Origin of the sequence: Hymenobacter sp. 5317J-9 (assembly GCF_022921075.1) — a bacterium.
Lineage (GTDB): Bacteria > Bacteroidota > Bacteroidia > Cytophagales > Hymenobacteraceae > Hymenobacter.
In genome coordinates this window covers 876,630-899,637 of the sequence record NZ_CP095050.1, presented here as the reverse complement: position 1 = coordinate 899,637, position 23,008 = coordinate 876,630, and the positions used below count along the sequence as shown (strand labels likewise).

Here is a 23,008-nt window from a genome sequence, read left to right as displayed (position 1 = left end):
AGCGGGTTATTCACTCCACCACCTCGTAAATCTTTACCGGCAGCGCCTTGTTCTTGAGCGTGACTTCGCTCACAAACTGGCACTGGAAGGACTCTTTCACTTTCAAATAGACGGCTTCGCTGATGATAATCTGGTTGGGCTTGGCGGCCGACTGCAGGCGCTGCGACATGTTCACCACGTCGCCGATGACGGTGTAATCCAGGCGCTTGAGCGAGGCCGAGCCGATGTTGCCCGACACCACTTCGCCGGTGTTCACGCCGATGCTCACCTGCGGGCGGTACTCAAAACCGGCAGGCAGCGGGGCGTCGCTCTGCTGCAGGGCCTCGCGGGCCGAAAGCGCCGCGTCGATGGCCCGGTCAAGGTGGTGCTCGCCGCGAAACACGACCATCACGGCGTCGCCCATGAACTTGTCGACGTGGCCGCCCTGGGCAATGAACTCCTTCACCACCAGGTCGAAATACGTGTTGAGCAGGCTCACCACGTCGGTGGGCGCCAGCTTTTCGGCCAAGGCCGTGAAGCCGCACACGTCCAGAAAAACCACGGTGGCTTCCACGGTTTCGGAAGCGGTGAGGCGGTTTTCGAAGTCGGGCCGCGTCATGAAGTTGAGCACGGTCTCGTCGACGTACATCTTCAGGATATTGTTTTCCTGAATGGCCTTGAGGGTGTCGCGCAACTGGCGCACCTGGTCGGCGGTTTTCTCGATGGTGACTTCCAGGTCGGTGAAATCGACGGGTTTCACCACGAAATCGAAGGCGCCGCGGTTCATGGCGGTGCGCAGGTTGCCCAGGTCGCCGTAGGCCGACACGATGACCGTTTTCATGGCCGGGTGCTGGGCGTGGGTGTGGCTGAGCAGCGTGAGGCCATCCATCACCGGCATGTTGATGTCGGACAGAATAACGTCGGTATCGGGGTGCTCGCCGATGCGCGTCAGGGCCTCCTCGCCGTTGGTGGCGAACACAAACTCGTAGGTAGCCTCCCGAATCTTGCGCCGAAACTTCTGCTTGATGAGCAGTTCGAGGTCGGTTTCGTCGTCGACCACCAGAATTTTCGTTTTCATGACACGGGTTGCGGTAGAACGGTTGGCTGCGCGCTTAGGAAGGCAGCAAATGTGCTAATTTATCTTTAAGTACCGCAAAATCCACCGGCTTGGTGAGGAAATCGTGGGCGCCCAGGGCCAGCGCTTTCTGGTGGCTTTCGTCGTCGCCGTACGCCGTTATCATCATCATGGTGGTGGGCGGCATTTCAAACTCCTCCTTCACGTGCCCCAGCAGGTCGAGCCCGCTCATGCCGGGCATGTTGATGTCGGAGAGGATGATGAGCACTTCGGAATGGTGCGCCCGCAGAAATTCCAGGGCTTCCTCGCCCGAGAAAGCAAAGCTGAAGGTCCACTGGCCGCTGCGGATTTCGCGCCGGAAACGCTGCTGGAACAAGTCGCGCACATCGGTTTCGTCGTCAACTACCAGAATTTGCATGGGGTCAATTTTGCGGAGTAAGAGTTGGGGCCAAAGGTAGGCCCGGTCCGCCTTGGGCCGGCAGGCGCACCACGAATTCGGTGCCCTCGCCCTCGCGGCTTTCCACGGTGAGGGTGCCGCCGTGGCCCGTGGTCACGATGTCGTGGCTCAGGCTCAGGCCCAGGCCCGTGCCTTCGCCCACGGGCTTGGTGGTGAAGAAGGGCTGGAAGATTTTTTCCTTTACCCCGTCCGACATCCCCGTGCCGTTGTCCTTCACCTGGATTTCGACCGCGCCCGGCACGGCGTGGGTGCTCACGGTCACGGTGGGCCGGTAGCCCGGGTCCGGGCTTTGCCGCTGGCGCTGCTGCACGGCGTGGAAAGCGTTGGTGAACAGGTTTATCAGCACGCGACCCAGGTCCTGCGACATGGCCTCGATGCGGGGCAGCCCGGGGGCCAACTCCGTCACGAGCTCGGCCGTGAATTCCTTGTCTTTGGTGCGCAAGCCCTGGTAGGCCAGGCGCAGGCTGTCTTCCACCACGGCGTTGAGGTTGGTGGGCACGCGCTGGCTGGTGCCGGCCCGCGAGTGCTCCAACATGCCCTTAATGATGGACGTGGCCCGCTGGCCGTGCTGGCTGATTTGCTGCAGGTTCTGCTTCAGGCCCGTCAGGATTTCCTGCTCCAGGCCGGTGCTGCGGGTGGGGTCGCGGTGCTCGCCGGTGATTTCGTCGACCAGGTCGGTGCTGACTTCGGCGAAGTTCTTCACGAAGTTGAGCGGGTTCTGCAGCTCGTGGGCAATGCCGGCCGTGAGCTCGCCCAGAAAGGCCATTTTCTCGCGCTGCACCAGCTGGTCCTGGGCGGTTTTGAGCTCGGCCAGCGACTGCTCCAGGGCCTCGCGGGCGCGCTCCTGCTGGCGGGCGTGGCGGGCCAACAGCAAGGCCAGCGCCAGCAGCGCCACCAGGCCGGCCACCAGCCCGTAGGTGCGGTAGCGGGCCTTGAGGCGGGCCTGGCCGGCGGCGGCCTCCTGGGCGCGCTGCTGCTCGCGGTAGTTGAGGTTTTGCAGGCGCATCACCTTCTCCTGCCCAAACAGGGTGTCCTTCATCACCAGCATCAGGCTCTGGTACTTGAGGGCGCTGTCAGCGTTGCCGCGGGTTTTAAAGTCCTGGGTGAGCAGGGTGCTGGCGTTGAGCACCCCGCGCAGGAAGCCGTTGGTTTGAGCGGCCTGGCAGCCCAGCCGGGCGTAGTAAACACTGGAGTCGAGGCGGCCCTGCTGCTGGTAGAGCGTGGCCAGGCCCACGTAGGCAAAGTTGAGGCTGCGCAGGTGCTGCACCTTCTTCGACTCCGTGATGCTGGCCCGGTAAAACGCCTTGGCTTGCGCCGTGCGGCCCTGCTTGCGGGCCACGTTGCCCAGCCCGTAGAGAATGTAGTTGGTGGGCGTGCGCAGGCGGCGGGCCAGCGCGTAGGCCCGCTCCTGAAAGATGCGCGACGAGTCGAGCTGGTTGAACAGGTCGTAGGCCAGGCCGATGTTGCTGAGCTCAATCACCACGCGGCGCTCGTCGCGCAGTTCCTCGCCAATTTTCAGCGCCCGGAAGTAGTAGGCCAGGCCCTGGCGCTGGTCGCGCAGGTACACGTAGATGATGCCGATGCTGCGCAGGTTCTGGGCGGCCAGGGCGCGGTCGTGGGTGACTTCGGCAATGCGCAGCGACTTCTGAAACACCTCCAGCGCGCGGGCCAGGTTGCTTTCGCGCAGGGCGGCGCCCAGGCGGTTCAGGGCCTCGCCCTCGCCGTGGCGGTAGTGCACGCGGCGGGCCAGCGCCAGGGCTTTGTAGGCATACACCGCGGCCGAGTCGGTGCGCTGGGTCCAGAGCTGGTCGCTGAGCTGGCACAGCAGCACCACGCGGCTGGTGTCGGGCAGCGGGCGGGCCAGCAGGTGGCGCAGGCTGTCCACGGCGCGGCTGGGCGGCGGCGGCATGATGCGGCCCTGCCCCGCCCGTGGCAGCAGCAGCAGCAGCAGCGCTGCCACGGCCGCCCATGCCACCCCGGCAGCCCTACTCCGAAAAAGAGAAATAAACGTGCGCAATAGAGAAGGTACCAAGCCGGAGGAAAATTCAGCGAATTCCGAATCGGGGACGCATGCTGACGGAAGGGCAGTGAGGGTTTCCCCGCCCGTAACCGCTAGTGCACCCCCGAGCAAACGAACTCGTAAGCTGGCCATTAGCTGGCTTACTCAATTAAGTGGCAAGCTAATCAGAAACTCGGTGAATTTCCCTTCCTGAGACGCCACCGTGAGCGCGCCGCCGTGGCCCTGGGCGATGATGTCGTGCGAGAGCGAGAGACCCAACCCCGTGCCCTCGCCCGTGGGCTTGGTGGTGAAAAAAGGCTGGAAGATTTTCGCCTGCACCGCGGCCGGCATGCCCGTGCCGTTGTCGGCCACTCGGATTTCGACCTGTTGCCCTACTTGCTTTGTGCTGACCGTGACGGTGGGCTGGTAGCCGGCCTCGCCGGTTTGCTGGCGCTTTTGCACGGCGTAAAACGCATTGCCGAGCAGATTCAGCAGCACCCGCCCCACGTCCGCGCCCACCACCGAAACCAACGGCAGGCCCGGCGCAAAATCCGTTTCCAGCGTGGCGTTGAAGGTTTTGTCTTTGGCCCGCAGGCCTTGATAAGCCAAGCGTAAGTATTCCTCGCAGAGCTGGTTCAGGTCCGTCGGGGCGCGCTCGCCGGTGCTCGTGCGCGAATGTTCCAGCATGCCTTTGACGATGGCTGCCGCCCGCTTGCCGTGGTGGCTGATTTTGCCCAGGTTCTGCCGCAGGTCGCTCACCAGCTCGGCTTCCAGCGCCGCGTCGCGAATACTCTTGGCCTGCTCTTCTTCCAGCTCCTCCATTAACTCCTGGCTCACCTCCGAGAAGTTGTTGACGAAGTTCAAGGGGTTCTGAATTTCGTGGGCGATGCCGGCCGTGAGCTCGCCCAGGCTGGCCATCTTTTCTTTCTGGATGAGCTGGGCCTGGGTAGCGCGTAGGTCGGTGAGCGAGCGTTGCAGCTCGCCGGTGCGCTGGGCCACCTGCGTTTCGAGGGTTTCGTTTTGCTGAGCCAGCAGGGCTTGTTTCTCCTGTTCCTGCGCGATGGTCTGGGCCGAAAGCCGCTCCACCTCGGCCAGTTTCACTTGCAGCAGCCCGGCATCGAGGGCAAACTCGCGGGCCAAAAATAGCGAAATGCCCAGCGCTGGCAGCGCAAAAATGTTCACGATGAGTAGATTTTGCAGCAGCAGCGGCGCCGACAGCAATATCCCGCCCGCATAGCCCAGCGCGGCCAGCAGCCCGCCCGCAAAGCCAACGGCGACAATCCAGGCCCCGCGCCGCCGCTGCCGCAAGGCCCGCACGGTCAGGCGCAACTCCTCGGCATTGATTACAACGCCCAGGCCAGCCCACAGATAACCCGTCGTTGGATGAAAAGGAGCCAGCACCTGCGTCAGCACGGCCCCTGCGAACCACACCCACAAGCCGGCGTAAACGCGCCCGGGCCGCTCGTGGAACAAGGCATACAAGGCCCGCACGCACCACAGGCCGGCCATGCACGCCAGCAAATTGCTGGCGACGTGCACCGTCAGATAAGTCCATAACGAATCGAAAGGCTGGGTGAAATTGAAATAGGCACCCAGCGAGGCCAGCGCCGCCGCCAAGGCAAAGCGGGCAAAATACCGGTTGGCGCGCTGGGCCGGGTTGTAGCGGTAAAAGGCGTAGTGCAGCAGGGCCAGCATAACCGAAAATCCCAGCAACACTAGGAATATCCGGGCGTTATCTCTTTCCCTGGCCTGCCCCTGCCAGAATACCTGCGGGCTGAACAAAAAGGCTGTTAGCTGCGGGCCTCGGTCAGCTCCCATCAGGAAAGGCGGCTGCCAGGGTGCGTAGCGCACGGCCAGCACCTGCTCGGCTGGCCCGCCCGCCGGCGCTTGCCCAGGTTGCGGAAAGCGCCCCCGGGGCACCACCCGAGCGGGGTCGGCATTGATGATACCTTGTCGTTGTACCAACTGGCCGTTGAGGTATACTTCAATAGCACCCAGTTCCCCGAAATTGACCAGCAGGTCGTGCCCGCGCAGGCTGTCGCCGGGGCGGAAGCGCAGCCGCAGCCAGCTGATGCCGGTTTGCACAGCCCGCGGCTGCGCGCGCCGTGGCCGGGTGGGATTGAGTGTGTCCCAAGCGCGGTCGTCGAAGTCGGGCCGGGCCCAGGCGGGGTCGTCACCGGCGTGGTAGCGCCAGCCTTTTTGCAGCAGGAACCTGCCCGTGGCGGGCAGACGGTTGATGCGCAGCACCGCCGTATCAGCCGGCAGCGGCGCGGCGGTGGCAACCCCAAAAAGCAGCCCCAGGGCCGCGAGCAGTAGAACTAGACGCATAGGCAAACGCCGGCACCATGCCGCAGTTCATCTGTTGCGGTTAGAATTAATCCCGGTTAAAATTGACTTTTAGGCCGGCAAGCTAATGATAAATTCCGTGCCTTCGCCCTCGCGGCTTTCCACGGCCAGCGTGCCGCCGTGGCCCTGCGTCACAATGTCGTAGCTCAGCGAAAGGCCCAGGCCCGTACCCTCACCGGTGGGCTTGGTGGTGAAGAAAGGCTGGAAGATTTTGGCCTTTACGCTTTCGGGCATGCCCGTGCCGTTGTCTTTCACGCGCAGCTCCACTTGGTCACCCTCGCGGCGCGTGCTCACGCTCACGGTGGGCGCGTAGCCGGGCTCGCCGCGCTGCTGGCGCTGCTTCACGGCGTAAAAAGCATTGGTGAGCAGGTTGAGCAGCACTCGGCCCAGGTCCTGCGAAATGACTTCGACGGGCGGCAGGCTGGGGTCGAAGTCGGGCTTGAGCGTGGCGTTGAAGCTCTTGTCCTTGGCGCGCAGGCCGTGGTAGGCCAGGCGCAGGTACTCGTCGGCCAGGGCGTTGAGGTCGGTGGGCACCCGCTCGCCGGAGCTGGCCCGCGAGTGCTCCAGCATGCCGCGCACGATGCTGGCCGCGCGCCCGCCGTGCTGATGAATCTTCTGCAGGTTCTGCTTGAGGTCGGCCAGCAGGTCGGCTTCCAGCTCCAGGTCGCGGTCAGGCTTTTCGCGCTCCTCTTCCAGCTCCGTCACCAGCTCGGCCGAGACTTCGGCGAAGTTATTGACGAAGTTGAGCGGGTTTTGAATCTCGTGGGCAATGCCGGCGGTGAGCTCGCCCAGGCTGGCCATCTTCTCGCTCTGAATGAGCTGCGCCTGCGTGGTTTTGAGCTCGGTGAGGGCCGTGCGCAGCTCCTCGGCCTGGTGGGTGAGGGCGGCGGTGCGCTCGTTCACCAGGCGTTCCAGCTCGGCATTCTGCGCCTCAATCAGGCGCTTGGCCTTGTCTTCTTCTTCGCGCTGCAGCCGCTCTTTTTCCAGCTGCTTTTTCTGGCTGCGCGCAATGAAAATAAAGGTAATGAGCCAGATAATGGCAAACGCTTGCGTCGTATCGAGGGCGGCGTCGTACTGCTTGGGCACCTTGCCCGTGGGCGATTCCACCACAAATTCGACCAGCTTGTAGAGCAAAAACGGGCTCACGGCCAGCAGCAGCGAGCGGGCCGGCCGGTAGTCGCGCACGGCCACCACCACGGCCACCACCACGCTCAGCACCAGCAGCAAATAAGCGTCGTCGAGGTTGGCACTGCGCACGTCGAGCGCGCGAGCGCCGAGGTACAGCAGCACGCCGGGCACCCAAATCCAGTTCAGGGCCCGGTTGCCGCGGGGCATGCGCCGGGGCAGGTCCAGGAACTTGCGCAGCGCCCCCACCACGCCATACGCCAGCGGGGCTATGATTAGAATGTCGCCAAAGCTTGAATAGTTTGCCATGAAAGTCGATGCAGCGCGTGGCCGGGACCCGGCCCCGACGAAGTGCGCGGCAATGTTAATCAGCAGCCGCCGAACCATTGCCGGCGCCGCGCCCGCGAGCCCCTACGCCGGCAGGCGCACCACAAACTCGGTGCCCTCGCCCTCGCGGCTTTCCACGGTGAGGGTGCCGCCGTGGCCTTTGGTCACGATGTCGTGGCTCAGGCTCAGGCCCAGGCCCGTGCCCTCGCCCACAGGCTTGGTGGTGAAGAAGGGCTGAAAAATCCTCGCCTGCACGCTCTCGGGCATGCCCGTGCCGTTGTCCCTCACCCGGATTTCGACTGCGCGCCCGCTGGGCCGGCAGGTGCTCACGGTGACGGTGGGCTCGTAGGCAGCGCCCGATTCCTGAGCTTCGCGCTGGCGCTGGCGCACGGCGTGCAGGGCGTTGGTGCACAGGTTGAGCAGCACCCGGCCCAGGTCCTGCGCCACCACGGGCACCGGGGCCAGTTGGGTGTCGAAATTTTTACCCAGCGTGGCCCGGAAGGTTTTGTCCTGGGCGCAGAGGCCGTCGTAGGCCAGCGTCAGCGACTCGTCGGCCAGGGCGTTGAGGTCGCTGAGCTCGCGCGGGCCCGTGCCGGAGCGCGAGTGCGCCAGCATGTCTTTGATGATGGACGACGCCCGCTGGCCGTGCTGGCTGATTTGCTGCAGGTTCTGCTTCAGGCCCACCAGAATTTCCTGCTCCAGGCCCGCCGACCGGGCCGGGCCGCGGCCGTTCATGTCCTCCACCAGGTCGGTGCTCACTTCGGCGAAGTTTTTCATGAAGTTGAGCGGGTTTTGCAGCTCGTGGGCAATGCCAGCCGTGAGCTCGCCTAGGAAGGCCATCTTCTCGGCCTGCACCAGCTGCGACTGCGTTTGCCGGAGCTGGTCCAGCGTGCGGCGGTTCACGCGCAGCTGCCGGTAGATGAAAGCACTCAGCCCCGACACCACCAGCACCGCCACCAGCGCGCCCAGCAACAGCCAGTTGCCGAGGCGCAGCCGCTCGGCCTGCACGGCCTGGGCTTGGCGCAGCTCGTTGATTTGCGCGTTTTTGGCCTGCTCGATGCGCTCGTTTTCGTACTGCGCCACATGGAAGGCTGCCTGCGCTACGCTGAGCGTATCGGCGAGGGCAATGTAGGCGCGCGAGTAGCGCTGGGCTTCCACCAGCTGGCCGCGGGCGTCGTAGAAGGCGGCCAACTCCTGCAGGTAGCGCGGGCGCAGCTTGTCGAGCCGGGCGGCGGTGGCTTTCTGGTAGGCGCGCAGCCAGTGGTGCTCAGCTAGGCGGTGGTTGCCTTGGGTAGTGTAGTAGCGGGCCCAGGTGGCGTCCAGCTCAAACTCGCCCGGCCCGCTGGAGGTGGGCAGGTCCAGGGAGTCGTCGAGCTGCTGGGCGCGGCGCAGCAGCGGCCGGGCCTGGGCCGGCAGGCGCATCTGGAGCAGCACAGACGCTTTTTGCACCAAGGCAAAGGCCCGGTCCAGCTGCCGCTCGTAGGGCTCGTCGACGCGGGCGGCCAGGGCCGAATCGGCCGAATGCAGCGCGTCGGGGTATTTGTGCAGCTGCCCAAACAGCTTGGACAGCGCCAGAAACGTGAACACCCGGTTGGTGCCCTGCACCCGCCGGAACTCGGGCAGCGCCTGGGCCTGGCTCAGGTACTGCACGGCCTTGGCGTGGTTGCCCCAGTCGGCGTAGATGCCGCCGGTCACGATGATTTCGTTGATGTAGAGCTTGCGGCTGAAGCCCAGGGCCATGTCGGCCGCGCGCAGCGTGTTGTTGATGGAACGGTTGTAATCGCCCAGGCGGCGGTAGTACGCGCCCTGCGACACGTAGCAGGCGGCCACGTTCTCGGTAGCGCCGCGCACCCGGTAGTAGGCCAGCTTTTCGTCGTAGTACTCCTTGCGCTCCCGCATCTGGTTCAGCTGGTTGTAGAGGCTCACCAGGTTCATCAGCAGCCACGGAATGGGCCGACCCGCGCGGTCAAACTCCGCCACGGCGGCCTTCATGGCGGTCAGGGCGGCGGCGTTGGGGGTGCGCTGCCACAGGGCCAAGCCCGCGCGCAGGCGGCGGTAGGGCTCGTCGTCGAGGGTTTGGAGGCGCTGGTTCAGGGCCAGCAGCTGGTCGAGCAGCGGCAGCGCGGCGGCGTTGGTGGGGCGCAGGTCCAGCAGGTGCACCAGCGTGCGCAGCCGGGCCAAGTCGGACGGCTGCTGCGGCAGCACACGGGCCAGGGAATCAGCGTCGGCGTCCCAGTAGCGCCGCTGGGCGTGCGCCGCCCCGCTCAGCGCCCACACCGCCAACACCGTAAGAATCCATTTCATGGGTAGAAACCAGCGTGAAGGCGGCAGGCAAACGCCGCAACGATGCCGGCCGTGGCGGGGGCCGCGGCCGGCCGCCGGCCCGCCGCGGCCCACCTGCAGCCGGGCGCCGTCGCAATACACAAAAACCGTGCAAGCCACGCCCCACGCCGAACTCCGGCCCGGGTTGCCGCCCGCACAACCCCCAAAGCTACTGCCTGCGCTGTCATGTCGTAAAGATGAACTAATTCTGCGCATCCGGCCAAGCTCGACCGGCGAATTACCGGGCTGGCTTATCCGCTGGCTACCAATTGCTTTTCCGATTCGTATTTTACGTAGTTGCTTTGCGCCCGTCCGGGCCGCTCCGGGCCGCGCCCTCCGCCGCATGAACCACCAAGCCGCCGAAAGTTTTATCGTGAATGAGCTGCGGCGCGGCCTCTCCCCCACGCTCTATTACCACGGCCTGCACCACACCCTCGACGTGGCCGAAGTGGCCCGAGAGCTGGCCGCGGCCGAGGGGCTTACCGACCCCGAGCCCCTGGCCCTGCTGCGCACCGCCGCCCTCTACCACGACGCCGGCTTCCTGCAGGCCTACCAGGGCCACGAGGCGCAGGGCTGCGAGCTGGCCCGCGCCACGCTGCCCGGCTTCGGCTACACGCCCGGCCAGATTGAGCAGATTTGCGCCCTGATACTGGCCACCAAATACCCGCAGGAGCCCCAAAGCCACCTGGCCGAAATCCTGTGCGACGCCGACCTCGACTACTTGGGCCGCGACGACTTCGAGCCGATATCGACCAGCTTGTTCCGCGAGCTTACCGCCCGGCAGCTCATCGCCGACGAGCATGCCTGGTTTCAGCTGCAGGCCAATTTTCTCACTGGCCACCGCTTTTGGACGCGCACCACCATTGCCCGACGCGCCGCGCCCAAGCAGGCCCGGCTCGACCACATTCTGGCCCGGCTGGCCAACTGGCCCGTATCCGGCCTCACCACCTGAAGCGCGTGCGCCCAGCACCCATGCAGCTCATCGTCATTTCGCCCCCGCACGCCGTGGCCCACGAAAGCACTTTGGTGAGCGAAATGCTAGCCGCTGGCCTCACGCGCTTTCATGTGCGCAAGCCCGGCTGGGGACTGAGCGAAATGGCGGCATATGTGGCTGCTATTCCGGCCGAATTTCATCCTCGGTTGGTGCTGCACTCGCACCACGCGCTGGTGGCCGAGCTGGGCCTGGGCGGCGCCCACCTCACCGCCGCCGCCCGGGCGGCCAACACTCGCCCAACCCTGGCACCGGGCCAGAGCTTGTCCACGTCCTTCCACACACTGGCCGAAATCCGGCAGCACCGGCGCCGCTACAACTACGTGTTCCTAAGCCCGATTTTCGACAGCCTCAGCAAAGAGAATTACGCCGCAGCCTTCGACCTTGAAACAGTGGCCGAAGCGCTACGGCAGCTTCGCCAACGCCCTGGTTATGCTCCGTCGGTAGTGGCTCTGGGCGGCATCGATGCCCCACGCCTGGCGTCCGTGCGGCAGGCAGGCTTTGCCGGGGCGGCCGTGCTGGGCGCCGTGTGGCAAAGCCCCGACCCGGTAGCGGCCTTCCGCACGTTGCACTCGCTGGCTGATTAATAATCGGCCAGTCCGTTGCGCAGCGAGTATACTTCCCCAACACCTTGCGCCAGCAGCAGCTGGGCTGCTTTTTGACTGCGCACGCCGCTGGCGCAATGCACCACCACTGGCACATCGGCGGCTATGTCGGTCAGCCTTCCGCCCAGCTGGCCCAGCGGAATAAGCCGGCCGCCGATGCTGCGGCGGGCGGCCTCGTGCGGCTCGCGCACATCCAGCAGCTGCAGCGGCCGGCCGCTTTGCTGCCAGGCTTTCAGGTCGTCGGCCGAGATTTCGGGGGCACGCTGCGGAGCGGCTTCCATCGGGGCTTCGCCGCAGAAAGCAGCGTAGTCGGGCGCCAGCGCCGTGAGCTGCTGATTGGCCGCCACCGCCCGGAAACGCACCGTTTGAAAGCGCATGCCCAAGGCATCCACCAGCAGCAGGCGGCCGCTCAGCACCTCGCCCAGCTCCAGGATGATTTTCAGCGCTTCGGTGGCTTGCAGCGTGCCCACCAGCCCCGGTAGCACGCCCAAGACCCCGATTTCGGCGCAGCTGGGGGCGTCGCCCGGCGCGGGCGGCTCGGGGTAGAGGCAGCGGTAGGTGGGACCGTTCTGGTAATTGAACACCGACACCTGCCCCTCAAACTTGAAGATGGCCCCAAACACCAGTGGCTTGCTCAGCAGCACGCAGGCATCGTTCACGAGGTAGCGCGTGGCAAAGTTATCGGAGCAGTCCACCACCAGTTCGTAGGGCGCAAACAGCTCCAGCACGTTGTCTCTCGACAGCAGCGTTTGATGCGTTTGCAGGCTGATGAAGGGGTTTTGGGCCGCCAGTTTCTCGGCGGCGACAACAGCCTTGGGTCGGCCCACGTCGGCGGTGGCGTAGAGCACCTGGCGCTGCAGGTTGCTGTCGTCCACGGTGTCAAAATCGAGCAGGCCCAGTGTGCCCACGCCGGCCGCCGCCAGGTACTGCAGCACCGGGCAGCCCAGGCCGCCGCAGCCCACCACCAGCACCCGGGCCGCCTTCATTTTCTGCTGGCCGGCCGGGCCAATTTCGGGCAGCAGCAGGTGGCGGCTGTAGCGGTTGGTTTCGGCGGGGGAAAGGGCGGTGTTGGTTTTCATTAGCAAAGTCAGGCCGTCATGCTGAGCGCAGCCGAAGCATCTCTACCGCAACAGCTAATCCAATTGAAAGGATTACTCCCGCAGTAGAGATGCTTCGACTGCGCTCAGCATGATGGGCTTATAATTACCTACCGGGCCAGCCCCACCAGCGTGGCGTCCCAGTCCTTCCAGACGGGCTCGTAGCCCTGGCGGCGCAGCATGGCGGCAATCTCGGCCGGGCTGCGCTCATCCGAAATCTCAAATTGCTCCAGCGACTCCGGCGCCACCGTGTAGCCGCCCGGGTTGGTCTTGGAACCCGCGCTGATGCTGGTGATGCCCAGCTTCACCACGTTGTCGCGGAAAACCGGGCTCTCGCGGGTCGAAATTGACAGCTCTACTTCCTCATTCAGCAAGCGGTAGGCGCAGATGAGCTGCACCAGCTCCCGGTCGCTCATCTCCACTTTGGGCTGCAGCAACCCTTCGGCCGGTCGCAGGCGCGGGAACGACAGGCTGTACTTGGTCTGCCAATAGGTTTTTTCCAGATAATCGAGGTGCAGCGCGGTATAGAAGCAGTCCGTCCGCCAATCCTCCAGCCCAATGAGCACGCCAAGGCCCATTTTGTGGATGCCGGCCCGGCCCAGCCGGTCGGGCGTATCGAGGCGGTAGTTGAAGTTCGACTTCTTGCCCTTAGGATGGTGCTTTTTGTAGTCGTCGCGGTGGTAGGTTTCCTGGTACACCAGCACCGTGTTCAGGCCTTCGGGAATCAGGCGCTCGTAGTCTTCCTGGTCCAGAGGCTGCACTTCCATGGACAGATGAGCGAAGTGCGGCCGCAGCGTGCGCAGGGCCTTTTCCAGGTAGTCGACGCCCACGGTCTGGTTGGCTTCGCCGGTCACCAGCAGCACGTGCTCATAGCCCCAGTCTTTCAGCACGGCGGCTTCCTGCATCATTTCCACGCTGCTTAGGGTGCGCCGGCGGATTTTATTATCGAGGCTGAAGCCGCAGTAAGTGCAGATGTTCTGGCACTCGTTGCTCAGGTACATGGGCACGTAGAGTTGCACCGTGTTGCCAAACCGCTTGCGCGTGAGTTGGTGGCTGAGCTGCGCCATTTGCTCCAGATAGGGCACGGCAGCAGGCGAAATCAGCGCCTTGAAATCTTCCAGCGTGCGGTGCGGCGCGGCCAGGGCGCGCGCCACATCGGCCGCCGTCTTGGCGTAGATGCTGGCCTTCACGTCGTCCCAGGGGTGGGCTTCAAAAATGGGGCGGAAGCTCATGTTACTAGTGGTTAACGGTTAGTGGTAAGCGGTTAATATTGGAAAGTATAGGAAGCGGCTGTCTCATTACTAACCACTTACCGCAGACCGTTAACCGCTAATCAAGAAACGCCGTTAGCGGCGAGCTGGCCACCGCTTCGGCGTGCGCCACCGGGGCCGCTAGCCGCGCCTCGTAGGCCAGGCGCCCGGCTTCCACGGCCATTTTAAAGGCCGTGGCCATGGCTACCGGGTTGCCGGCCGTGGCAATGGCCGTGTTCACCAGCACGGCGTCGGCGCCCATTTCCAGGGCTGCCGCTGCGTGCGAGGGCGCGCCAATCCCCGCATCTACCATCACCGGCACCTTGCTCTGGCCGATGATGATTTCTAGGAATTCGCGCGTCAGCAGGCCTTTGTTCGAGCCGATGGGCGAGCCGAGGGGCATCACGGCCGCCACGCCCACTTCTTCCAGGCGCTTGCACAGCACGGGGTCGGCGTGGATGTAGGGCAGCACCACGAAACCCAGCTTCACCAGCTCCTCAGCGGCTTTCAGGGTTTCGATGGGGTCGGGCAGCAGGTACTTGGGGTCGGGGTGAATTTCGAGCTTGAGCCAGTTGGTTTCCAGCGCCTCGCGCGCCAACTGGGCAGCGAAGACGGCCTCTCTGGCCGTGCGCACGCCGGAGGTATTGGGCAGCAGATTGAACTGCGGGTGCGAAAGATGCCGCAGAATGTCGTCCTCGGCATCGGCCACGTCCACCCTTTTCAGGGCCACCGTCACCAATTCCGAACCTGAGGCCAGCAGGGCTTCCTCCATCAACACCGACGAGCTAAATTTGCCCGTCCCAGTGAACAAGCGAGAGCTGAAAGTACGGTCTGCAATGACCAGTTTGTTATTTAACATAATAATTAAATGGCTTTTATGGCCGATAACTCGCTGATAAACAAGCTTGCTTCTTCAGATGGGTCCGTCGCCTTGTCAATAGCGCCGGACACGGCCACGCCGCTGAGCCCGGTTGTCAGCAGGCTTTTCACATCGCCCAGCGTGATGCCGCCGATGCCAACCACGGGCACGGTGATGCCCGCCGCCCGGCACTGCCGCATGATTTCGGCGTAGCCGGACAAACCCAGAATCGGGCTCAGCTTTTCCTTGGTGCTGGTGAAGCGGAACGGCCCCAAGCCCACGTAGTCGACGCCCGCCGCGGCCAGCCGCTGCACGTCGGCAAACGTGTTGGCCGTGCCGCCGATGATAAAGCTGGCGCCCAGCATTGCGCGGGCTTCTTCGGGCGGCATATCAGCGGCGCCCACGTGCACGCCGTCGGCGCCGATTTCCTGGGCCAGGCGCGGGTTGTCGTTGATGAGCAGCGTGGCACCGTAGCGCCGGCACACGGCCTGCGTGTCGAGCGCCAATTGCTTCCAGACGGCGTGGGGCTGGTTTTTCACCCGTAGCTGCACCCAGCGCACTCCGCCTTGGCAGGCCAGCTCGGCCGCCTCGGGATTGGTGGTGATGTAGTGCAGGGCATTGATATGCATGGCGTTAAAAGATTGGAGAAATGAGATGGTGAGATGTGAGACAGACGCCTTTAATCTTGGCTTATCGTCTCACTCCAACTTCTCATCGTCTCAAGTCTCACAGTTAAGAATGATACCCCAGCAGCGTGTCGTTGCTGGCCAGAAAGGCGGTGGTATAATCCTTGGCCGCGCGGCAGGCTTCCACCAGGTTTTTGCCTTTGGCCAGGTTGGCCAGCACCGCGGCCGAGAGCACGCAGCCGCTGCCATGCTTCTCGCCGTGTGGCAGTCGCGGCGAGGTGAAGGAGTGCCACTTGCCGCTGTCGAACAGCACGTCGGTGGCCTGGGCGCCTTCGTCGTGCCCGCCTTTCAGCAGCACCGGGCAGAAAGAGCTCACCACCTGCGCCGCGATGTCGGCCGCTTCTTCGCCGGGCCACATGCGCAGCATTTCGGGCTTGTTGGGCGTCACAAGGGCCATTTCGGCGCACAGGGCCTGTAGCAGGTTGCGGTCGGTTTTGCGGTGAAACTCGTAGCCGGCCGAAGCCTTCAGCACCGGGTCCCACACGATTTTCAGCTTCGGGTTTTGTCCCTTCAGCCAGCCCACCAGCTCCAGCAGCTGCGGCAGGCTTTCGACCAGGCCAATTTTTAGGAAATCGACCTTGAAACGCGCAAACAGTATGCGAATCTGCTCCCGGATTTCGGCGGCCGGCACCCAGCTCACCCGCTCAAACGACACGTCGTTTTGCAGCGTGAGGGCCGTGCAGACGCCCAGGCCGTACACGCCGTTCATTTCCAGGGTTTTCACATCGGCCAGCAGGCCAGCCCCGGCGCTGGGGTCGAAACCGGCAATGCTGAGGGCAAGGGGGCGTTTATTGGACATGAGTTAGACCGGTGTAGAGACGCAACATATTGCGTCTCGTCGTTGAACGATGACGCATGGACTATGCCCGAGCGGCACACTGGTAGCGGCGCGGACGACGAGACGCAACAGGTTGCGTCTCTACAGGTAAATCTCGCTGCCTTTTTCCACAAACTCACGCGACTTTTCCACAAGGCCCCGGGCCAGCACCTCACTCGCCGTCAAATCCTGCTTGGCCGCGTAGTCGCGCACTTCCTGGGTGATTTTCATCGAGCAGAAATGCGGGCCGCACATCGAGCAGAAGTGGGCCACTTTGGCGCCTTCGGCGGGCAGGGTTTCGTCGTGGTACTCGCGGGCGGTATCGGGGTCGAGGCTCAGATTAAATTGGTCTTCCCAGCGGAACTCGAAGCGGGCCTTGCTCAGGGCGTTGTCGCGGTACTGCGCGCCCGGGTGGCCTTTGGCCAAATCAGCGGCGTGGGCGGCGATTTTGTAGGCGATAACGCCGTCTTTCACATCCTGCTTATTGGGCAGGCCCAGGTGCTCCTTGGGCGTCACGTAGCAGAGCATGGCCGTGCCAAACCAGCCAATCATGGCCGCGCCGATGGCCGAGGTGATGTGGTCGTAGCCCGGCGCAATGTCCGTCGTGAGCGGCCCCAGCGTGTAGAAGGGCGCCTCGTGGCATTCCTTCAGCTGCTTGTCCATGTTCTCCTTGATGAGGTGCATGGGCACGTGGCCGGGGCCCTCAATCATCACCTGTACGTCGTGCTTCCAGGCAATTTTGGTGAGTTCGCCCAGGGTTTCCAACTCGGCAAACTGCGCCTCATCGTTGGCATCGGCGATGGAGCCGGGGCGCAGGCCATCGCCCAGCGAGAAGGCCACGTCGTAGGCCTTCATGATTTCACAGATTTCCTCGAAGTGCGTGTACAGAAAGCTCTCCTTATGGTGTGCCAGGCACCATTTAGCCATAATGGAACCGCCGCGCGACACGATGCCGGTCACGCGCTTGGCCGTCATGGGCACGTAGCGCAGCAGCACGCCGGCGTGGATGGTGAAGTAGTCGACGCCCTGCTCGGCCTGCTCAATCAGCGTGTCGCGGAACAGCTCCCAGGTCAGGTCCTCGGCCTTGCCGTTCACCTTCTCCAGGGCTTGGTAGATAGGCACGGTGCCCACCGGCACCGGGCAGTTGCGGATAATCCACTCGCGGGTTTCGTGGATGTTTTTGCCGGTGCTCAAATCCATCAGCGTGTCGCCGCCCCAGCGGCAGCTCCACACGGCCTTATCTACTTCTTCCTCAATGCTTGAGGTCACGGCCGAATTGCCGATGTTAGTGTTGATTTTCACCAGAAAGTTGCGGCCAATAATCATCGGCTCGCTCTCCGGGTGGTTGATGTTGCTGGGGATAACGGCCCGGCCGGCGGCTACTTCCTGCCGCACAAACTCGGCCGTGATGTGGCCCTCCGGCGTGTTAGCCCCGAAGCTGTGGCCGCGGTGCTGCGTGCGCAGCGGGTCGTCGGCCGGCAGCTCGTCGAAGCGCTGGTTTTCGCGAATGGCGATGTACTCCATCTCGGGCGTGATGATGCCTTTTTTGGCGTAGTGCATCTGGCTCACGTTGTACCCGGGCTTGGCGCGCAGCGGGGCCGCGATGTGCTCGAAGCGCAGGTGGTCGAGGCTGGCGTCGGCGGCGCGCTCCTGGCCGTATTCGGAGGTGGTGCCGGGGAGTTGCTCCACGTCGCCGCGGTCCAGAATCCACTGCTGGCGCAGGCGGGGCAGGCCTTTTTTCAGGTCGATTTCGACGTTGGGGTCGGTGTAGGGGCCGCTGGTGTCGTACACCGTCACGGGCGCGTTCTGCTCCGATGGGAAGCCGAAATCGAACTTGCGCTCGGTGTCGGCCAGGGCGATTTCGCGCATGGCCACCCGGATTTCGGGATGCAGCTTGCCTGGCACGTAAATCTTGCGGGAGCCGGTGAGGGGCTGGCGCTCCACCAGCGTCTGCTGCGGGGCGTGGTCTTTCTTTTTCATCTATTGAGAATGTAGCGGTGAAATGGTTGTCGATTGGGACCTAATAGTCTATCATCCCGAGCGGAGCGAAGGACCTTATCACGTCAGAGTTTTTGAAGCTCGCCAACGGCGCAGCAGTGAGAAGGTCCTTCGCTGCGCTCAGGATGACAGCCCCAAAACAGATGGGCCCTACCCGCCCTGCGTAGCCCGTATAATCGTGACCCGGTCATGCTCGCGCAGGGCGTGTGCAGCCCACGCGGCGCGGGGCACCACTTCGTCGTTCACGGCCACGGCCAGGCCGCGCTGTTCGGCCAATGCCAGGCCGGCGAGAAGTTGGGTAAGCGTCTGGGCTTCGGCGGTTTCCTGGGGCGAATTGTTTACGTAGCAGACCATGGCAACTGGAAAAGTTGGTGGTGAGGCAAATCCATAAACAATAGCGGGCGCCGGCAACGGCCTGCCCACAGAGCAGCCGCGAGCGGACCAGTACTTTTCCCTTCGCCGGTATTAGCCGGAATCAGGTTCCAAGGGTATCATCTCAGCCGCGCCGAAGCGCAGCACCCCTAAAGTTTATAAGCCAAATCTACGCGACGGAATTATATAATCGACATAAAATTTCTGCTGCGGCGCTTCATGGGCCCATCCCTTCGCAGGTGCGTACTTGCCGCTATGAAATTCCGCCCATCGTTCGCCCATCGGAGCCGCATAGTGCTGGCGCTATGCCTTGGCCTGGCAGGTGCCGCACACGCCCAAAAAGCCACGCACCAACTGCCCATCACGCCCGCCACCGCCGCCTGGGGCTACTACGATGCCGCCGCGCCGCCTGTGCTGCGCATCAAATCCGGCGAAACCGTGGAAGTGCACACGCTCATCACCTCCACGCCCAGCCGGCTGGAAGGGGCCGGCCTGCCGCCCGCGCAAGTCGAACCCAACCTGCGCGACATTGTGGAGCACGTGACCAACAAAGGGCCCGGCGGGCACATCCTCACGGGCCCCATTTTCGTGGAGGGCGCCGAGCCCGGCGACGTGCTGGAGGTGCGCATTCAGGCCATCAAGCTGGCCATTCCCTACGCCTACAATGCTTTTGGGGCCAAAAGCGGCTTCATTCCCGAAGACTTCGGCTACGCTAAAATGCGCATCATTCCGCTCGATGAGAAGAAGATGGTGGCGCACTTCCTGCCGGGCATCGATGTGCCGCTGCGGCCGTTTTTCGGAAGCATGGGCGTGGCGCCTCCGGCCGCATCGGGCCGCGTGAACAGTGCGCCGCCCGGCATTCACGGCGGCAACCTCGACAACAAAGAGTTGGTGGCTGGTACCACGCTGTATTTGCCGGTGCACGCGGCGGGGGCGCTGTTTTTTGTGGGCGACGGCCACGCCGGCCAGGGCAACGGCGAGGTGGACATTACGGCGCTGGAGACTTCACTCACCGGCACGCTGCAGTTCATTGTGCGCAAGGACCTGCACTTGACCCTGCCCCGCGCCGAAACGCCCACTGCCTACATCAGCATGGGGTTGAACGAAGATTTGACCTTGGCAGCCAAGGATGCTGTGCGCGAAATGATAGCCTTCCTGGTGGCCGAGAAACACCTGACGCGCGACGACGCCTACATGCTCTGCAGCGTGGCCGGCGACCTGAACACCACGCAGGTAGTGGACGGCACTCGCGGGGCGCACATGATGCTGCCGAAGAGCATTTTTGGGAAGGTGAAAGCCGGAAAAAGGTAAAGTAACCGGGCAAATGGAACGGTGCCCGTCGCGCAGGCTTGTGTCCTGCACGACGGGCTTCTTTATGCGCCGGGCTATTGACTGGGAATAAAAAATCCAATACATTCGCTTACTACGCGCTTGAATCGATGCATTATCCAGCTATGATACAAAACACTCTACTTTTTATCGTGTTGCTCACAGCGCCCATTGCCGCGCAGGCGCAGGTCGATACGGTGCGGGCCAGCACCCTGCCGGGGCCGCAGCTGGCGGAGAAGGCCTACAACGCCGGGCTGGCCAGTTTTCAGGCCCAGAGCTACCCGGCCGCGTTGCGCAGCTTCGACCAGGCCATTGCCGCCAAGCCGGATTTTGTGGCCGCGTACACCAACCGCGCCGCTACCCGCCTAGAGCTGAAAGACTACCCGCAGGCGCAGGCCGACTACGACCAGGCCCTGAAGCTGGAGCCTGGCAACTACGCCAGCTACTTCGGCCGGGCCCGGGCCCAGGAGGCCCAAAACCACATCCAGGAGGCCGAGCAGGACTACACCGAAGCCGTGAAGGCAAAGCCCGACTACGCCCCGGCCTGGTACAACCGCGGTGTGCTGCACTTTGAAAAAGGCGACTACCAGGCTGCCCGCGAGGATTTCGACGGCGCCCTCAAGGCCGACCCCAAGCTGGCTTACGCCTACCACGACCGCGCCAGCACCCAGCAAAAGCTCGGCAACTTCGCGGCCGCCGCGCAGGACTACACCCAGGCCCTGGCCCTGCAGCCTGACCTGCTGCCGGCCCTGCTCAACCGCGCTGCCACCGAACGCCGCACCGGCCAGCTGCCCCAGGCCCTGAAAGACTACGACGCCTACCTGTCCAGGAAAACCGACAACGCGCTGGCCTACAACAACCGCGGCAGCGCGCGCTTCGAAAACAAAGACTACGCCGGCGCCATCGCCGATTTTAACCAGGCCCTGCAGCTCGACCCGAAGTACGCCTACGCTTGGAACAACCGCGCCGCCGCCCTGCTCAAGCAGGAGAAATACACCGACGCTGCTTCCGACGCCAGCCAAGCCATCAAGCTCAAGCCTGACTATGCCGAGGCCTACCTCAACCGCGGCCACGCCCGCGAAATGCTCCGCCAGGCCGACGAAGCCTGCCAGGACTGGCGCAAAGCCGCCGAATTGGGCCTGAAAGCGGGCAACGACTACGCCGCCGCCGCTGGCTGCGCAGGCGAGGCTACGGAGTAAATCAGAACGTCATGCAGAGCGCAGCGAAGCATCTCGCGTGCAGCAAGTAATTAGTTAAAGCATGCGAGATGCTTCGCTGCGCTCTGCATGACGACCATGTTAAGCTTGATATAATGTTCTTCTCCATCCGTCTGCTTCTTCTGCTCCTCGTAACCGCCGCCCTACCCGCGGCCGCGCAAAGCATCGCCTTCACCAAAGACAACTTTGGTGATAACAAAGACGGCCTGCGCGAAGCCAACCGCGAGCTGAAAGACGGCGACACCGAGTACCGCGCCGACCCGCCGCGCTACGCCGCCGCGCTGCCGCACTTCCTGGAAGCGCAGCAGTTCAACCCCAACAACGCGGCCCTGAACGTGAAAATCGGCGACTGCTACCTGCACTCGTCCACCAAAACCGCCGCCCTGCCCTACCTGCAAAAAGCGGCCAAGCTCGACGCTACTGCCGATGCCCGCACGCACTACCTGCTGGCCCGCGCCCTGCACCTCAGCGGCAAGTGGCGCGAAGCCCTGGCCGAGTACCAGCAGGCCCAGCCCGTGGGCGGCAACACCCGCAACGGCGACGCCGAAAGTATCTCGGCCAACGACCTGCAGCGCTACATGCAGCAGTGCCGGAACGGCCAGCAGCTGGCCGCGCACCCCACCCGCGTGTTCATCGACAACGCCGGGCCGGAGCTGAATTCGGCCGACTCCGACTACGGCCCGGTGGTATCGGCCGATGAGTCGACCATCCTCATCACCTCGCGCCGGGCCGGTTCGACCGGCGGCAAGAAGGACCCGGAGGGCAACGGCTTTTTCGAGGACATTTACCAGGCTTCCTGGCAGGGCAAAAAGTGGAGCCGCGCCACCAATCTGGGTACGCCCGTGAACACCGACGACCACAACGCCACCGTGGGCCTGGCGCCCGACGGCCAGCGCATGCTCGTGTACGTGGGCACCAACGGCGGCGACCTGCTCGAAGCCAACCTCACGGGCAGCGCCTGGACCAAGCCCAAGCAGCTGGGCTCGCGCATCAACACCAAATACCACGAGTCGTCGGCCAGCTACTCGCCCGATGGGCGCTGGCTGTATTTCGTGAGCGACCGGCAGGAAGGCAGCCTGGGTGGCTCCGACATTTACAAAGTGGACATGGAAGGCCGCACCCAGCCCGTCAATCTGGGCTCGGCCATCAACACCTCCTACGGCGAAGAGGGCGTTTTCATGGCCCCCGATGGCAAGACGCTGTACTTTTCTTCCGAAGGCCACAACTCCATGGGCGGCTACGATATCTTCAAATCGGTGTTGGAGAACGGGAAGTGGGGCGAGCCCGAAAACCTGGGCTGGCCCATCAACACGCCCGACGACGACGTGTTTTTTGTGACCTCGGCTTCGGGGCGGCACGGCTACTACAGCAGCGACCGGCCCGGCGGCCTGGGTGCCAAAGACATCTACCGCATCACTTTCCTCGGCCCCGAAAAGCCGCCCGTGCTCAGCGAGGAAGACCAGCTGCTGGCCTCGCGCCTGAACCCCGTGAAGCAAACCGTGCTGGCGCCCGCCGTGGCCGTGGCCACCGCTCAGGTCACCATCCTGAAAGGCACCGTGACCGACGACGCCACCAAGCAGCCGCTCGACGCCGCCATCGACCTCATCGACAACACCAGCGGCCAGACCATTGCCACTTTCCGCAGCAACGCCACCTCGGGCCGCTACCTCGTGAGCTTGCCCTCGGGCACCAACTACGGCATTGTGGTGCGGCAGGACGGCTACCTCTTCCACTCCGAAAACTTCGACCTGCCGGCCGGCGCGGCCTTTGCCGAAGTGGTGAAGGACGTTCCGCTGAAGAAGCTGGAAGTGGGCACCACCATCGTGCTGCGCAATATTTTCTTCGACACCGGCAAAGCCAGCCTGCGCCCCGAAAGCACCGCCGAGCTGGAGCGCCTGCAAAAGCTCCTCACCGAAACGCCGGCCCTGAAGCTGGAAATGGCCGGCCACACCGACGACGTGGGCGAGGCCGCCAAAAACCAGGACCTGAGCCAGCGCCGCGCCCAGGCCGTGGTGGCTTACCTCACGCAGCACGGCATTGCCGCCGCCCGCCTCTCGGCCGCCGGCTACGGCGAAACCCAGCCCGTGGCCCCCAATACCACCAAAGCCGGCCGCCAGCTCAACCGCCGCACCGAGTTCAAGGTGACGGCTAAGTAGG

General features: G+C 63.9%; 18 protein-coding genes and 1 riboswitch. Of the genes, 5 read left to right on the top strand and 13 right to left on the bottom strand.

The window, feature by feature from the left end; translation table 11 throughout:
- Positions 1-10: 10 nt before the first annotated feature.
- The 6 genes from MUN81_RS03635 to MUN81_RS03610 all read right to left on the bottom strand — a co-directional run bounded on the left by MUN81_RS03635 (position 11) and on the right by MUN81_RS03610 (position 9,612).
- Positions 11-1,057, bottom strand: a complete 1,047-nt coding sequence (locus MUN81_RS03635) for an adenylate/guanylate cyclase domain-containing protein (RefSeq protein ID WP_245115125.1) — start codon at positions 1,055-1,057, stop codon at positions 11-13.
- 34 nt (positions 1,058-1,091) lie between these two features.
- A complete protein-coding gene (locus MUN81_RS03630; RefSeq protein WP_190925161.1) occupies positions 1,092-1,472 on the bottom strand; it encodes a response regulator in 381 nt (126 codons plus the stop codon).
- Positions 1,473-1,476: 4 nt separating this feature from the next.
- On the bottom strand, positions 1,477-3,471 hold the full coding sequence (locus tag MUN81_RS03625) for an ATP-binding protein (RefSeq protein ID WP_245115123.1): 1,995 nt from the start codon (positions 3,469-3,471) through the stop codon (positions 1,477-1,479).
- Between the two features lie 204 nt (positions 3,472-3,675).
- Positions 3,676-5,838, bottom strand: coding sequence for an ATP-binding protein (locus MUN81_RS03620; protein WP_245115121.1), 2,163 nt, complete (start codon positions 5,836-5,838; stop codon positions 3,676-3,678).
- 69 nt (positions 5,839-5,907) lie between these two features.
- Positions 5,908-7,290 (bottom strand): ATP-binding protein, encoded by a 1,383-nt coding sequence (locus MUN81_RS03615; RefSeq protein WP_245115119.1) that lies wholly within the window; start codon positions 7,288-7,290, stop codon positions 5,908-5,910.
- Between the two features lie 102 nt (positions 7,291-7,392).
- Positions 7,393-9,612: an ATP-binding protein gene (locus MUN81_RS03610; protein WP_245115117.1), complete on the bottom strand. Its 2,220-nt coding sequence runs from the start codon at positions 9,610-9,612 to the stop codon at positions 7,393-7,395.
- A 361-nt stretch (positions 9,613-9,973) separates the two neighbouring features.
- Between MUN81_RS03610 and MUN81_RS03605 the strand changes: the two genes are divergently transcribed.
- Positions 9,974-10,582 carry an HD domain-containing protein gene (locus MUN81_RS03605; RefSeq protein WP_245115111.1) on the top strand — a complete coding sequence of 203 codons (609 nt, stop codon included), beginning with the start codon at positions 9,974-9,976 and terminating at the stop codon, positions 10,580-10,582.
- A gap of 5 nt (positions 10,583-10,587) precedes the next feature.
- Positions 10,588-11,208 (top strand): thiamine phosphate synthase, encoded by a 621-nt coding sequence (locus MUN81_RS03600; RefSeq protein ID WP_245115109.1) that lies wholly within the window; start codon positions 10,588-10,590, stop codon positions 11,206-11,208.
- On the opposite strand, the gene moeB is transcribed toward MUN81_RS03600, so the two are convergent.
- The 7 genes from moeB to thiS form a co-directional block, all read right to left on the bottom strand.
- Positions 11,205-12,305, bottom strand: a complete 1,101-nt coding sequence (moeB, locus tag MUN81_RS03595) for a molybdopterin-synthase adenylyltransferase MoeB (protein ID WP_245115107.1) — start codon at positions 12,303-12,305, stop codon at positions 11,205-11,207. The two genes, MUN81_RS03600 and moeB, sit on opposite strands and share 4 nt — an antisense overlap.
- A gap of 128 nt (positions 12,306-12,433) precedes the next feature.
- On the bottom strand, positions 12,434-13,555 hold the full coding sequence (gene thiH / locus MUN81_RS03590; protein WP_245115105.1) for a 2-iminoacetate synthase ThiH: 1,122 nt from the start codon (positions 13,553-13,555) through the stop codon (positions 12,434-12,436).
- Positions 13,556-13,652: 97 nt separating this feature from the next.
- A complete protein-coding gene (locus tag MUN81_RS03585; RefSeq protein WP_245115102.1) occupies positions 13,653-14,432 on the bottom strand; it encodes a thiazole synthase in 780 nt (259 codons plus the stop codon).
- Between the two features lie 5 nt (positions 14,433-14,437).
- Positions 14,438-15,061 carry a thiamine phosphate synthase gene (locus MUN81_RS03580; protein ID WP_245115100.1) on the bottom strand — a complete coding sequence of 208 codons (624 nt, stop codon included), beginning with the start codon at positions 15,059-15,061 and terminating at the stop codon, positions 14,438-14,440.
- Between the two features lie 103 nt (positions 15,062-15,164).
- On the bottom strand, positions 15,165-15,917 hold the full coding sequence (locus MUN81_RS03575) for a hydroxymethylpyrimidine/phosphomethylpyrimidine kinase (protein WP_245115098.1): 753 nt from the start codon (positions 15,915-15,917) through the stop codon (positions 15,165-15,167).
- Between the two features lie 120 nt (positions 15,918-16,037).
- The gene (gene thiC, locus MUN81_RS03570; RefSeq protein WP_245115095.1) at positions 16,038-17,915 is read right to left on the bottom strand and encodes a phosphomethylpyrimidine synthase ThiC; all 1,878 of its coding nucleotides are present in this window, start codon (positions 17,913-17,915) and stop codon (positions 16,038-16,040) included.
- Positions 17,916-18,083: 168 nt separating this feature from the next.
- Complete coding sequence (gene thiS, locus MUN81_RS03565) at positions 18,084-18,287, bottom strand: sulfur carrier protein ThiS (RefSeq protein ID WP_245115093.1); 204 nt, start codon at positions 18,285-18,287, stop codon at positions 18,084-18,086.
- Positions 18,288-18,367: 80 nt separating this feature from the next.
- Positions 18,368-18,466, bottom strand: a riboswitch (TPP riboswitch).
- A 94-nt stretch (positions 18,467-18,560) separates the two neighbouring features.
- On the opposite strand from thiS, the gene MUN81_RS03560 reads away from it, so the two are divergent.
- The 3 genes from MUN81_RS03560 (at position 18,561) to MUN81_RS03550 (ending at position 23,007) form a co-directional block, all read left to right on the top strand.
- The gene (locus tag MUN81_RS03560; RefSeq protein WP_245115091.1) at positions 18,561-19,616 is read left to right on the top strand and encodes an acetamidase/formamidase family protein; all 1,056 of its coding nucleotides are present in this window, start codon (positions 18,561-18,563) and stop codon (positions 19,614-19,616) included.
- A 143-nt stretch (positions 19,617-19,759) separates the two neighbouring features.
- Positions 19,760-20,833 (top strand): tetratricopeptide repeat protein, encoded by a 1,074-nt coding sequence (locus MUN81_RS03555; protein WP_245115089.1) that lies wholly within the window; start codon positions 19,760-19,762, stop codon positions 20,831-20,833.
- A 113-nt stretch (positions 20,834-20,946) separates the two neighbouring features.
- On the top strand, positions 20,947-23,007 hold the full coding sequence (locus MUN81_RS03550) for an OmpA family protein (RefSeq protein WP_245115087.1): 2,061 nt from the start codon (positions 20,947-20,949) through the stop codon (positions 23,005-23,007).
- The last annotated feature ends 1 nt before the right edge of the window (position 23,008 follow it).

Excerpts from the sequence above, each read along its gene's own strand:
- MUN81_RS03635 (WP_245115125.1), bottom strand. The coding sequence starts at position 1,057 with ATGAAAACGAAAATTCTGGTGGTCGACGACGAAACCGACCTCGAACTG.
- MUN81_RS03630 (WP_190925161.1), bottom strand. The coding sequence starts at position 1,472 with ATGCAAATTCTGGTAGTTGACGACGAAACCGATGTGCGCGACTTGTTC.
- MUN81_RS03620 (WP_245115121.1), bottom strand. The coding sequence starts at position 5,838 with ATGCGTCTAGTTCTACTGCTCGCGGCCCTGGGGCTGCTTTTTGGGGTT.
- MUN81_RS03615 (WP_245115119.1), bottom strand. The coding sequence starts at position 7,290 with ATGGCAAACTATTCAAGCTTTGGCGACATTCTAATCATAGCCCCGCTG.
- MUN81_RS03610 (WP_245115117.1), bottom strand. The coding sequence starts at position 9,612 with ATGAAATGGATTCTTACGGTGTTGGCGGTGTGGGCGCTGAGCGGGGCG.
- MUN81_RS03605 (WP_245115111.1), top strand. The coding sequence starts at position 9,974 with ATGAACCACCAAGCCGCCGAAAGTTTTATCGTGAATGAGCTGCGGCGC.
- moeB (WP_245115107.1), bottom strand. The coding sequence starts at position 12,305 with ATGAAAACCAACACCGCCCTTTCCCCCGCCGAAACCAACCGCTACAGC.
- thiH (WP_245115105.1), bottom strand. The coding sequence starts at position 13,555 with ATGAGCTTCCGCCCCATTTTTGAAGCCCACCCCTGGGACGACGTGAAG.
- MUN81_RS03585 (WP_245115102.1), bottom strand. The coding sequence starts at position 14,432 with ATGTTAAATAACAAACTGGTCATTGCAGACCGTACTTTCAGCTCTCGC.
- MUN81_RS03580 (WP_245115100.1), bottom strand. The coding sequence starts at position 15,061 with ATGCATATCAATGCCCTGCACTACATCACCACCAATCCCGAGGCGGCC.
- MUN81_RS03575 (WP_245115098.1), bottom strand. The coding sequence starts at position 15,917 with ATGTCCAATAAACGCCCCCTTGCCCTCAGCATTGCCGGTTTCGACCCC.
- thiC (WP_245115095.1), bottom strand. The coding sequence starts at position 17,915 with ATGAAAAAGAAAGACCACGCCCCGCAGCAGACGCTGGTGGAGCGCCAG.
- thiS (WP_245115093.1), bottom strand. The coding sequence starts at position 18,287 with ATGGTCTGCTACGTAAACAATTCGCCCCAGGAAACCGCCGAAGCCCAG.
- MUN81_RS03560 (WP_245115091.1), top strand. The coding sequence starts at position 18,561 with ATGAAATTCCGCCCATCGTTCGCCCATCGGAGCCGCATAGTGCTGGCG.
- MUN81_RS03555 (WP_245115089.1), top strand. The coding sequence starts at position 19,760 with ATGATACAAAACACTCTACTTTTTATCGTGTTGCTCACAGCGCCCATT.
- MUN81_RS03550 (WP_245115087.1), top strand. The coding sequence starts at position 20,947 with ATGTTCTTCTCCATCCGTCTGCTTCTTCTGCTCCTCGTAACCGCCGCC.